Source organism: Bradyrhizobium australiense (assembly GCF_013114825.1).
GTDB lineage: Bacteria > Pseudomonadota > Alphaproteobacteria > Rhizobiales > Xanthobacteraceae > Bradyrhizobium > Bradyrhizobium australiense.
In genome coordinates, this window is sequence record NZ_JAAVLX010000007.1 from 323453 (window position 1) to 335649 (window position 12197).

A 12197-nucleotide genomic window follows, 5' to 3' on the forward strand; every position below is an offset into this window, starting at 1 on the left:
CCCGCATTCGCGGGCCATGATGCCTATGGCTACGCCGCCCGCACCTTGCCCAAGAACTCGTCCACTGCGCTGCGCAGCATGCCGGACTGGGTGTCGAGTTCGCGGGCGCTCGCCAGGACTTCGGATGCTGCCTTGCCGGTTGCGGCCGCAGCGGTGCTGACGCCGCCGATATGCGTGGAGATTTCGTTCGATCCGGCCGCCACCGACTGAATGTTGCGGGCGATTTCGCGGGTGGCGCCGCCCTGCTGCTCGACGGCGGTCGAAATCGAAACCGTGATCTCGCTCATCTGCGCGATGGTCTCAGAGATACCGCCGATCGAAGCCACGGCTTCGCTGGTGGAAGCCTGCATGGCCGCGACCTGGGAGGAGATTTCCTCCGTTGCCTTTGCGGTCTGGTTTGCCAGCGCCTTCACCTCCGATGCGACCACCGCAAAGCCGCGGCCGGAATCGCCGGCACGCGCCGCTTCGATGGTGGCGTTGAGCGCGAGCAAATTGGTTTGCGCCGCGATCGAGTGGATCAGCTTGACCACTTCGCCGATCTTCTCGGCGCCGGTCGACAGCGCGCCGACGGTAGCATTGGTCCGCTCGGCGTCGCTGACCGCCCTGGCGGCGATCTCGCTGGAGCGTGTCACCTGACGGGAAATCTCGTTAACCGAACTGGAGAGCTCCTCGGCGGCAGATGCCACCGTGCCTACATTGTCGGACGAACGCTGCGATGCCGCGCCGACGGTCGCCGCCCGTGCGCTGGCGTCGCTGGCGGTCGTGGTCATGGATTGCGCCGTGCTCTGCATGCCGGCGGCCGCGGTCGAGACCGAGCGGACGATACCGGTCACGCTGCGTTCGAAATCGCCAGCGATGCTTTCCATCGCCGCCCGCCGTTCGGCCTCGGCGCGCGCCTGCACCTCGGCTTCCTTCTGCTCGAGCCCGCGGATGCGTACCGCATTATCCTTGAAGATCTGCACGGTCGCGGCCATCGCGCCGATCTCGTCGCCGCGGCCGATGCCGGGAATTTCACCGTCGAGACGGCCCTCGGCGAGGTCCTGCATGCGGGCGCCGAGCTGGGCGAGCGGCTTACTGATGCTGCGACCGATCATCCAGGCGATGCTGCCGGCAACCAGCGCGATGCCGAGAATGGCAAGCCCGAGCACCATCGCGATCGGTTTCATCTTGGTATCGAGGTCATCGAGATAGGCGCCGGTGCCGACGAACATGTTCCAGCCGGGGATCGGAACCGCATAGGAGAATTTGCGGATCAGCTCGTCCTGTCCGGGTTTGCGGAATTCATAGCGCAGCATGATTTCGCCGTTGGCCGCGACGCCGTCGCGCAGTTCGCGCACCAGCTTTCGCCCACCGGTGTCGATGTCCATGCGGTTCTGGCCGATCTGGCTGGGAACCGGGGCCAGCACGGCGACGCCATCCATCGTGTAGGCAAACACGTAACCGTTGCCGTTGTCGAACGTCAGCGTATTGCCGCGCTTGCTGAACTCGGCAATCGCCGCCTCCTTGGTCATCTGGCCCGCGGTCACCTGCTTCTGCAGGCCGAGCGCCATGTTGCGAGCCATGTCGACGATCGCCCTGGTCTGCTCGATCCGCGCATTGAGCATCTCACGCTGCATCAGATAGCCCGCGAGCACGCCGGCCGCGCAGAGGCCGAGCAGGGTCACGCCCACCAGAATGCCGAGCTTGGGGGTGATCTTGAGATTGGTCAGCTTCACGGGGATCTCCAGAAAATAGGCGCGTGGCACGCGATTGGCCGATTGATTCGGCGCACAATATCGTGAGACCCTTTAGCGCTTTGTTACGAAGGCCAGCGGAAATCCGGCAGAAAGCGGTGCTGCCGATTGAAGCAGCAAACCGCGATTGTAGCCGGAGCAAGTCAGGTCGCGTAAAAGGTGAAAGTACGTCAACGATGAAAGTGGCGGCGCCCGCCGCCTTAAACCAACACCGAAGAATAAAATCGGGAGCAGGAAATGCCGAAATTCAGGGTGGTGACGCCGAAGGGCGCGAGCTTCACGGTCGCCGGCGGCGGCTATGACTATGAAAAGGAAGCGCTCGATCCGATCGGGGCCGAAATCATCGAGGCGCCGGCCAATGAGGCGGAATTCATCGCCGCCGCCAAGACCGCGGACGCGATCTACGCCAAGGGCATGCCGATCACGAAGGCGATCATCGAGGCGCTCGAAAATTGCAAGGTGATCACGCTCGGCAGCGTCGGCGTCGACAGTGTCGACGTCAAGGCCGCTACCGCCCGCGGCATTCCCGTCACCAACGTCCCCGACACCTTCATCGAGGAGGTCGCCGACCACGCCATGATGCTGCTGCTGGCGGGTTTTCGGCGGCTGGTCGAGCAGGACAAAATGGTGCGCACCGGCCGCTGGTCCGAGGGCCGCCCTGCGCTCTTGAAGATCCCGCGGCTGATGGGACAGACGCTTGGCTTCATCTCCTTCGGCCGGGTGGCGCGGGCGGTCGCCAAGCGCGCGGCGCCCTTTGGCTTGCGCATGATGGCCTACGATCCGTTCATCCAGGAAACGCTGTTGTACGATCACGGCGTGATGCCGGCGACGCTAAACGAGGTGCTGTCGCAGTCGGATTTCGTCTCGATGCATGCGCCGGCCCGGCCTGAGGTGCATCACATGCTGACCGAGAAGCATTTCCGCCAGATGAAAAATTCCGCCGTCTTCATCAATACCGGCCGCGGCGCCACCGTGGACGAGGAGGCGCTGATCAAGGCGCTGCAGGAGGGCTGGATCGCGCATGCCGCGCTCGACGTGCTGGAAAAGGAGCCGCCGTCACACAACAACCCGATGCTTTCGATGGAAAACGTCACCCTGACCGCCCATGTGGCATCGGCCTCGGCACGTTTCGACGAGGCGCGCAAGCGCCGCGTGGGCTACGAATTGTCACTGGTCCTGCAGGGGATGTGGCCGGTAAGCTGCGTCAATCCGTCGGTGCTGCAAACCACCGCGCTCCGCCGCTGGCAGCCCGTCAGCATGGATCGCGGCCCAAACAGCTAGCGACGGTATCGAACGACAGGATTCACCGGCGATTCAACGCCGGGCACCAATACAGGGAGAAGAGCATGAACGACATCACCCGTCGTGACGCCTTGGCGTTGGGCGCATCCGCCGCCGCGCTGGCCGTGACCGGCGCATCGGCGCAAACCGCATCCACCATCAAGGCGGCCGACGTTCCGGCGCCCAAGCTTGCAATCGAAAAAGGCGCATCCTTGCGCATGCTGCGCCCGGTGCGCTTCGTGCAGGCCGACGAGGACGTGTTCCGCGCCAATGCAGCCAAATTCACCAAGGAAACCGGCGTCGAGGTCAAGGTCGATTTCGTCGGCTGGGAAGACATCAGCCAGCAGACCGCGGTGACATCGAATTCCGGCGCCGGCCCCGACATCATCATCGGCTTCTCCGACGCGCCGCATATCTATATCGACAAGCTGGTCGAACTCACCGACGTCGCCGACTATCTCGGCAAGCGCTATGGCGGCTGGCTGCCGCTGGCGCAAAAGTATGGCAAGCGCAACAAGAGCGACGCCTGGATCGGCTTGCCGTTCGGCGCCACCGCCGGCCCGCTGATCTACCGCAAGTCGGTGCTGCAATCGGTCGGCTTCGACAAGGTCCCGGAAGACCATGCCGGAGTTGTGGATCTATGCCGCAAGCTGCATAAAGCCGGCAAGCCGGCCGGCTTCGCGCTCGGCAACGCCAAGGGCGACGGCAACGGTTTTGCTAACTGGGCACTGTGGTCGCACAACGCTTCCCTGCTCGATGAAGAAGGCAACGTCGTCATCAACAGCAAGGAAACCATCGCCGCGCTGAACTGGGTCAAGGAGCTGTATCCGACCTTCATCGCCGGCACGTCGTCGTGGAACGACGTCAGCAACAACCGCGCCTACTCCTCGCAGGAAATCTCGCTGACTGCCAACGGCGTCTCGCTGTATTTCTCGCTGAAGAACGATCCCGCAACGCGCGCTATCGCCGAGGACAGCGAGCATCAATTGCTGCCGAAGGGCCAGGCCAAGATTTCACCGATGGCGGGGCTGACGCTGAACGCGATGCTGTTCAAGCACAGCCCGTATCCCAACGCGGCAAAGGCATTCCTGCAATATATGCTCGAGAAAGATCAGTACGAGCCGTGGCTCAATGCCAACTCGGGCTATTGGTCGCAGCCGCTTGCCGCCTATGCCGAGGCCGCGGTGTGGTCCAGCGATCCCAAGGTCAAGATCTTCAAGGACACCATGAACAGCACCTATTACGACGGCTACAAGGGCCCGATCTCGACGGCAACCGGAGCGGTCAGCGCCGATTACGTGCTGATCCAGATGTGCGCCGCGGTTGCAACCGGCGCCGCGACGCCGGAGGTCGCGGCCGCGGAAGCGGAGCAGCGCTGCAAACGGTATTTCCGGCGACAGGGCCGGTAACGCCGAATGAGCAACCGTCGTTGCGAGTAGCGTACAGACGAAGCAATCCATTCGTTCTTTCCGTGGAGGTATGGATTGCTTCGCTTCGCTCGCAATGACGGCCTGACGTAGCTCGCATCAGGATTATATTGATGTCCGTAACGACCCTCCCCTCGCGCGGCGTGGCGCTCCGGCAACCGGGCTGGATCGCGCGCCTGCTCGACTACAAGCCGTTCCTGATCGTGATGTGCCTTGCGCCGGCGATCGGGTTGTTGACGGTGTTCCTCACCTATCCACTCGGCCTCGGCGTCTGGCTTGCCTTCACCGACACCACGATCGGCCAGCGCGGCATCTTCATTGGCCTTGAGAATTTCCAGTATCTGCTCAAGGATCCGCTGTGGTGGAATGCGGTATTCTACAGCGTCTTCTACACCGCGATCGCGACCATAGGAAAATTCGCGCTCGGCTTCTGGCTGGCGCTCCTGCTCAACAACCACTTCCCGCTCAAGAGCCTGCTGCGCGCGATCGTGCTGTTGCCCTGGATCGTGCCGACGGTGCTCTCTGCGCTGGCGTTCTGGTGGATCTACGATCCGCAGTTCTCGATCATCTCCTATCTCCTGGTCGACGTGCTGCATATCCGCTCGACCTACATCGATTTCCTCGGCACGCCGTGGCCGGCGCGCTTTTCGCTGATCGCAGCCAACATCTGGCGCGGCATTCCCTTCGTGGCGATCTCGCTGCTGGCGGGGCTGCAGACCATCTCGCCCTCGCTCTATGAAGCCGCGATGCTGGACGGCGCCACCGCCTGGCAGCGTTTCCGCTACATCACCCTCCCGATGATGATGCCGATCCTCGCCATCGTGATGACGTTCTCGATCATCTTCACCTTCACCGACTTCCAGCTCGTCTACGCCATCACCCGCGGCGGTCCGGTCAACTCCACGCACCTGCTGGCCACGCTCGCATTCCAGCGCGGCATCGCCGGCGGCGAACTCGGTGAGGGCGCCGCGATCGCGGTCTCGATGATTCCGTTCCTGGTGTTCGCGACATTGTTCAGCTACTTCGGCCTCGCGCGCCGCAAATGGCAGCAGGGGGAAGCCAATGACTGACGTAGCCGCCCAACCGGGCAACAGCAATGTCGCCAGCGCCACGCCCGACACGATGGCGTGGGATTCCCGCGCGCGGCGGGTGACGATGATCTATTTGCCGCTGGCCTGTTTCGTGCTGATCCTGCTGTTCCCGTTCTACTGGATGGCGATCACGTCGTTCAAACCGAATGCGGAGCTCTTGAACTACAAGGAGCACAACCCGTTCTGGATCTCCTCGCCGACGCTGGCGCACATCAAGCACCTCCTGTTCAACACCGCCTATCCGACCTGGCTCAAGACCACCATGTTCGTCGCGATCGGCTCCACCTTCCTGTCGCTGTTCGCCTCGACGCTCGCGGCCTACGCGATCGAGCGCTTACGCTTCCGCGGCAGCCCTTATGTGGGTCTCGGCATCTATCTCGCCTATCTGGTGCCGCCCTCGATCCTGTTCATCCCGCTGGCCACCGTGATCGTGCAGTTCGGCCTGTTCGACTCACCGCTGGCGCTGATCCTGGTGTATCCGACTTTCCTGGTGCCGTTCTGCACCTGGCTCTTGATCGGCTATTTCAAGTCGATCCCCTATGAGCTCGAGGAATGCGCGCTGGTCGATGGTGCCACCAGGCTGCAGATCCTGCGCCGGATCACGCTGCCGCTCGCGGTGCCCGGCCTGATCTCGGCCGGCATCTTCTCCTTCACGCTGTCATGGAACGAGTTCATCTACGCACTCGCCTTCATCCAGAGCGGCGCCAACAAGACGGTGCCGGTCGCGATTCTGACCGAGCTCGTCACCGGCGACGTCTACCAATGGGGCGCGCTGATGGCGGGCTCGCTGCTCGGCTCGCTGCCGGTCGCGCTGTTTTACTCGCTGTTCGTGGATTACTACGTGTCGTCGCTGACAGGCGCGGTGAAGGAGTAAAAAGCTTCATTCCGCACACAGCTTCACCTCTCCGGCTTGCGGGGTCGAGATGAGCGAACCCCGCCCTTAGGTCGCATCGCATCGAGAGATGCGATGCGGGTGGAGAAACTCTCTTCACACGAACAGCATGACTCGCGGCGGCACCCCCACCCCAGCCCTTCCCCGCAAGCGGGAGCAACAGTCCGCTCGCGGCGCGATCATGCTCTATCGGATATAGAACGCCACCGGCGCGCTGAAGGGCATCGAGGACTGCTTCACGTCAGCAGGAAAGGCAGGAAACGGCTGGGCGCGGCGGACCATGGCGAGCGTTTCGGCATCCAGCGCCGAATGACCGGACGAGCCGCCGAGGCTTGCGGAAAGCACCGCGCCGTTGCGGCTAAGCGTGAAATTGACCCGCGCGGTGCCCTGCTGGCCTGCGGCTTTGGCGGCGGGCGGGTATTGCTTGAAGCGCTGCAGATGCGCGGCGACCATCTGCCGGTAGGAAGCAAGGGCTGCCGCCGACGCGCCGGCGCTGGCGGCGGATGCCGCCTGCTCCTGGCGCTCGGCCTTGGGCGAAGCCGTCGTACGCGGCGCAGGCGGCGCGTCGCTCGGTTTCTTCGCATCCGCGCGAACCACCTTCGGCTTTACCGGTGACGGTTTTTTCTCGTGCTCGACTTTGGCCGGCTTCGGCGGAGTCGGCTCGGTCTTCTGCTCCGGCGGCGCGACAATCTCGGGCTTTTCCTGCGGCGGTGTCGGCGCGATCTGTTCTTGCACGACCTCCTGCTGCGCAGTTTCCGGCGGCGGCGAAGCATCGGCCTGCTGCATCACCGGGCCCGGCGCGAGATCCATTTGCGTCGGCTGCGGCGCGGAGGAAACCGGCGCCATGTCGATCATGATCACGGGCAACGAGACGCCGGGCACCGGCCGCTGCGTCGCCCAGTTCACCGCCAATGCAATCAGCACCGCATGTGCCGCCACGATCGCGAAGGCCGAAACTCCCCAGCGCCTGACGACGGCATGGTCGGAAGCATCGTGCAGCACGAACGCGTTCATGGTGCTCAGCTTCGGCCGTCAAGGCCGACCAGCGCGATCTTGAGATAGCCGGCGTTGCGCAAGAGGTTCATCACCTCCATCAGGTCGCCATAGCTGACCGCCTTGTCGGCTCGCAGAAAGATACGCTCGTCCTTTTTCCCCTGCGTGATGCTATCGAGCGTGGAGGTCAGCGCATCGCGCGCGATGACGTCCTCGCTCACCGCAACCGACAGGTCCGGCTTCACGGTGACGAACACCGGCTTGTCCGGACGCGGCGATGGCTCGACCGCGCTCGCCGGCAGATCGACGCCGAGATCGACGGTTGCAAGCGGGGCGGCGACCATGAAGATGATCAAGAGCACCAGCATCACGTCGATGAACGGCGTCACATTGATCTCGTGCGCCTCGACAAGATCGTCGCTGCCGCCGCGCGCCCGTCCGCCGACTGCCTGACCGAGCTTTACGCCCATCGCTCACCCTCCCTCGCTCACTCGGCGGCGCGCGCCAGCCGGAACGCGCCGCGGTCGCCCTCGCGGCTGATCAAGAGCAGCACCAGCGCCGAGGCATCGCCGAGCAGCGCACGATGGGCTGCAATCGTGCGGGTGAGATGGTTGTAGATCACGACCGCTGGGATCGCCGCGACGAGACCGAGCGCGGTCGCCAGCAACGCCTCCGCAATGCCGGGCGCCACCACGGCGAGATTGGTGGTCTTGGCTTCGGAAATGCCGATGAAGGAATTCATGATGCCCCAGACCGTTCCGAACAGGCCGACGAACGGCGCGGTGGCGCCGATGGTCGCGAGTACGCCGGTGCCGCGCGCGATCTGCCTGGACATTGCCGCCTCGACCCGCTCCAGCCGCAGCGCGACGCGCTCCTTGAGGCCGTCGTCGAAATGACCGCCGGAAAGGCTGGCCTCGCGCGCGGCAGACTGGATGATCTGCGCCACAGCATCGTTGCCGCCGCGGGTTTCCTGCTCGGCTTTGGCCAGCACGGTATCGGTTTCCAACAGACTCAGTCGCCGCCTGGCAGTCACCGTCTTGCGGCGGATTTCGATGGTCTTGGCCAGCCAGATCGTCCACGTTACGAGCGAGGCGAAGGCTAGCCCGATCATGACCGCCTGCACCACGACGTCCGCACTCACGAACATGTTCCAGGGCGAAAGGTTGCGCGGCAACAGCGCGACGTCGGTGGCGGCGAGCGCCGACCCCGGCATCGCGGCCACGCCGGCGGCGCCACAGCAACGGATCATAACGTTCAGCACTCTTCGCTGCATGATCGTCTCCCGAGCTGACAATACGGATCGGCTACGCCGCGCGGCCGGGCGCGATCCTTTCCGCCAACGCATGAAATCGCTGCAACTGGTCGTCGCGCAGCGCGCGCTGCTCGTCGCGGCCGACGAACACCTTGAACATGATGCCGCCGTCAACGTTGATGAACGCGATGAACGCCGACGATTTGCCCATGAAGGGGCGTTCGACGAAGGCAATTGCCGCGCAGCGTTCGTGCCGGAGATGACCGTGCAATCCCTTCGGCTGCATCAGGTTGAAGTAGCCGCGGCCGACCTCGCCCGCCGGGACGGCGCCGGTGAATTCGAAGATCGCATCGTCTGTGTGGACGATCAGCGTCACCTCGCCCCATTGCGCGATGTCGTTCATCGCGGCGGCGAATTCTTCGCCATGACCGAAGCGCACCATCGTGCCGGGGAGCGCATCGAGCACGGCGCGCGGCGAGACCTGCCGCTCCCGCGCCACGTCCTCGATCACCGCGCCCGGATTCTCGGCCATATAGCCCTTGAGGTCGGCAAGGTCCGTGCTCAGCATCGTCGCCTCCCCGTCACGCGGCGGCGCTGGATTTGCGCTCGCTCATGATCACCTCAAAGCCTTCGAATTTGGGATGGCCGAGGTAGAGGCTTTCGCCGGTCTTGTTGTCGGCGCGGGCATGCGCGCGGCGGAACTCTTCCGAACGGGTCCAGGCTTCAAAAGCCGCCTTGTCCGCCCAGACCGTATGCGACGAATACAGCGTGTGATCCTCGGCCACGGGACCCTTCAGCAGGTGAAACTCGACGAATCCGGCCATGTTGCTGAGATAGGACTCGCGCGTGCGCCACACGGTCTCGAAGGCCGTTTCCGAGCCAATCTTCACCTGGAACCTGTTCATAGCGATAAACATTTGAAATCTCCTTGCTGGGTTGCTGGGGTGCGCCTAGCGTACCGTTTGAGTTGGTTGGAAACATGGATGCACCGAAGCCGCGCTGGAGCATCAGCGCGGCTCGGTGCAACCTTATTGGGTTCAATTCGTCGAACTATGCTCCGCCAAAGTGAATCTTCAAGCCGGCTTTGTAGACCCTGCCCGGTCCGGGGCTCGACCACAACACGTCGTTCTGCGTCGTGCCGTCGGTGGAGTTGCCGGGGATCGCGTAGGGCCGATAGTACTGGTTCAAGAGATTGTCGATCGACGCCGAGAAGACAATGTCCTTGGTCGCATTCCAGGTCAGGTAAAGATTGACCAGCTCATATCCGGTCGCGGGCAGATAGCCGACGGGCACGTCGTTGTTGGCGCCGAACGAGGACCACTGCGCGGCCAGGATCAGCCTGCGGTCGAGCAGCCGCACGCCGCCGGTTGTGGTGATCTTGCGCGGCGTGATGGTCGCGAGCCCGATATTGGTCGCGACGTTCTTGCCGCGGATCAGGTGGCCGGCGACGCCGACATACCACAGGCCCGCATCGTACATCGTCTCGGCTTCAACGCCTTCGATCCGGGCATGCGTAATGTTCTGGTACTGGTAGTACTGACTGAACGAGCCGAACATCGTCGCGACGGGCGGCGAGGCGACGAGGTCGATATACCCATCGACGTCGTTGCGGAAGACGTTGAACTTGCCGCGGAAGCTGTCGTTGGCGGCAAAAATACCGTCATATTTCAGGTTGAGACCGGCCTCCTTGTTCTTGCCGACCTCCGGCCGCAGGTTCGGATTGGGCAGGAAGCAGAACAATCCCACGGTGCCGTCCGGGCAGGGGAAGAATGCGGGACCGCCGCCGGTCGCATGCGCACCGGAGACCAGCGTCTCCGTGATCGAGGGCGCGCGATAGCCTTCGGCATAGCTGACATAGGGCGTGAAGCCAGCCACCGGCGTCACACCAATGGTGATCTTGGGCGAGAAGCGGTCACCGCCGCCCCCGGTCGCCACCATCGGCGAATGCAGATCGTAGCGGTCGTAGCGGAGCGCGCTGACGACTTCGAGCCAGGTCGAGTAGTTCTGTTTCAACTGCGCGAATCCGCCAGAGACGGTGCGCAAGCCGCTCGGCGTCGTGATGTTCGAATTGCCGCGGCTGTCGCTCGTCCTCACGTCATCCTGGAACGCATCGACGCCTAGCGTGACCGCGTTGCGCCAGTCGCCGACATTGAACCGCGTCGTGTTGTTGACGTCGATCCCCAGCGTATCAAGCACATAGCCGCGCCGATCGCCGACGCAGCCCGAAATGTTATTACCGGCGCTGCCAGGGCCACAAAGGGCCACCCCAGCGGTGCTGTTGTGATAGGTCTTAACCTGGTCGTTATCGGTCCGGTTGCCGTAAAGGGACATATTCCAGTCCCACAGATTGTCATCGGGCTTGCTGTATTTCCAGGTCAGCGTCCCCGTGTAGTTCTTGGCGTCCGACGCGTAGACCGACGAGCCCTGAAACAGTGCGCGCTGCGCCGGGGTCAGCACCGGCCCGCGATTGAACTGGCCGATGCTGTACTGATAATCCTGGAAAATGCCGCCCAGCTTGATCTCGTGGCCGTCGGCTGGCCGCACGGTAAGCTTCATCAGGCCGGCGGCGATCTCGTTGCCGGTGTTGCCGATCTCGGTGCCGTTGCCGTCCTTGTAATTGCCCTGCGTACGGTAGACCGCGCCGCCGAAGATATCGGCATTGGGATCGGCGCGCACGCCGCCGAAGATCGAGCCAAGCCCGCGATCCTTGTTGGTGCCGTAGGAGCCGGTCATGTCGACGCCCCAGCGCTCGCCAGGACGCACGACGTCGTCGATGTCCTTGGTGCGGAACGAGACCACGCCGCCGATCGCGCCCGAGCCGTAGATGTTCGCAGTCGGCCCGCGCACCACATCGACGCCGCCGACCAGCTCGGGCTCGAGGAAGAACGAGCCGTTGGCATTGTGGCCGGTGCGCTGATAGTTCTGCCGCGCGCCATCGACGACGACGGCAACGCGGCCGAAATCCTGCAGGCCGCGAATGTTGATGACGGTCGAGGGATCGTCTCCGCGCTCCTGGAATGATACGCCGGGCACATTGTAGAAGATATCGGACAACCGGTTCGGCTGCAGGCCCTGGATCTGCTCCAGCGTCACCGCGCTGACCGGCGCCAGCGCGTCGATCGCGCGCTCCTCGGTCTTCGACGCCGCCACCGTAATCGTGTCGAGCGATTGCACCGGCCCGGTCCCAATCTGCGCGCGCGCGTTCATCACAGGCGCGGCGGCCTGCTGGTCCGCTTGCGGCTTTGCAGGCTTGCGCCGCGCTTGCTTCTTCTGCTCAGGCGAAGACGCAGCGGCCTGCGTATCCGCCGTCTGCGCGTGGCCGGCTTCCCCGACCAGCAATGCAATCGAAAACACCGACGCGCCCAACAAGAGGGCGCGCGAAATCCTAGCCCCGTCAGCCATACAACCCCAACCCCGATATCTGCTCTTTGGGTCTGGCTGGCGGGCGCTGCGCGTAACTTGCGAGCTGCTTGCTGGCTGCCACATTCGGGATGCAAGCATCACACCTGCATCGCATCACGCTTGGTT

General features: G+C 63.7%; 11 protein-coding genes. 4 read left to right on the forward strand and 7 right to left on the reverse strand.

What is annotated here, in order from left to right; genetic code table 11:
• Positions 1 to 29: 29 nt before the first annotated feature.
• Positions 30 to 1715 (reverse strand): methyl-accepting chemotaxis protein, encoded by a 1686-nt coding sequence (locus HCN58_RS22080; RefSeq protein ID WP_171581495.1) that lies wholly within the window; start codon positions 1713 to 1715, stop codon positions 30 to 32.
• 255 nt (positions 1716 to 1970) lie between these two features.
• On the opposite strand from HCN58_RS22080, the gene HCN58_RS22085 reads away from it, so the two are divergent.
• From HCN58_RS22085 to HCN58_RS22100, 4 genes are all read left to right on the forward strand, one after another.
• Complete coding sequence (locus HCN58_RS22085; RefSeq protein ID WP_171581496.1) at positions 1971 to 3014, forward strand: C-terminal binding protein; 1044 nt, start codon at positions 1971 to 1973, stop codon at positions 3012 to 3014.
• 65 nt (positions 3015 to 3079) lie between these two features.
• Positions 3080 to 4423 carry an ABC transporter substrate-binding protein gene (locus tag HCN58_RS22090; RefSeq protein ID WP_171581497.1) on the forward strand — a complete coding sequence of 448 codons (1344 nt, stop codon included), beginning with the start codon at positions 3080 to 3082 and terminating at the stop codon, positions 4421 to 4423.
• Positions 4424 to 4554: 131 nt separating this feature from the next.
• Positions 4555 to 5511 carry a carbohydrate ABC transporter permease gene (locus HCN58_RS22095; protein WP_171581498.1) on the forward strand — a complete coding sequence of 319 codons (957 nt, stop codon included), beginning with the start codon at positions 4555 to 4557 and terminating at the stop codon, positions 5509 to 5511.
• Positions 5504 to 6406: a carbohydrate ABC transporter permease gene (locus tag HCN58_RS22100; RefSeq protein ID WP_171581499.1), complete on the forward strand. Its 903-nt coding sequence runs from the start codon at positions 5504 to 5506 to the stop codon at positions 6404 to 6406. Before HCN58_RS22095 ends, HCN58_RS22100 begins: the two co-directional genes overlap by 8 nt.
• A gap of 204 nt (positions 6407 to 6610) precedes the next feature.
• Here the strand turns inward: HCN58_RS22100 and HCN58_RS22105 are convergent, their stop codons facing one another.
• The 6 genes from HCN58_RS22105 to HCN58_RS22130 form a co-directional block, all read right to left on the reverse strand.
• Complete coding sequence (locus HCN58_RS22105) at positions 6611 to 7438, reverse strand: TonB family protein (RefSeq protein ID WP_171581500.1); 828 nt, start codon at positions 7436 to 7438, stop codon at positions 6611 to 6613.
• A gap of 5 nt (positions 7439 to 7443) precedes the next feature.
• Positions 7444 to 7887, reverse strand: coding sequence for a TonB system transport protein ExbD (gene exbD, locus HCN58_RS22110; protein WP_171581501.1), 444 nt, complete (start codon positions 7885 to 7887; stop codon positions 7444 to 7446).
• A 17-nt stretch (positions 7888 to 7904) separates the two neighbouring features.
• Positions 7905 to 8666 carry a tonB-system energizer ExbB gene (gene exbB / locus HCN58_RS22115; protein WP_171581838.1) on the reverse strand — a complete coding sequence of 254 codons (762 nt, stop codon included), beginning with the start codon at positions 8664 to 8666 and terminating at the stop codon, positions 7905 to 7907.
• A gap of 55 nt (positions 8667 to 8721) precedes the next feature.
• Positions 8722 to 9237: a heme utilization cystosolic carrier protein HutX gene (hutX, locus tag HCN58_RS22120; protein ID WP_171581502.1), complete on the reverse strand. Its 516-nt coding sequence runs from the start codon at positions 9235 to 9237 to the stop codon at positions 8722 to 8724.
• Positions 9238 to 9250: 13 nt separating this feature from the next.
• Entirely contained in the window at positions 9251 to 9586 is a 336-nt protein-coding gene (gene hmuQ / locus HCN58_RS22125) for a heme-degrading protein HmuQ (RefSeq protein ID WP_171581503.1), read from the reverse strand.
• A 133-nt stretch (positions 9587 to 9719) separates the two neighbouring features.
• Positions 9720 to 12071: a TonB-dependent hemoglobin/transferrin/lactoferrin family receptor gene (locus tag HCN58_RS22130; RefSeq protein ID WP_171581504.1), complete on the reverse strand. Its 2352-nt coding sequence runs from the start codon at positions 12069 to 12071 to the stop codon at positions 9720 to 9722.
• Positions 12072 to 12197 lie beyond the last annotated feature (126 nt).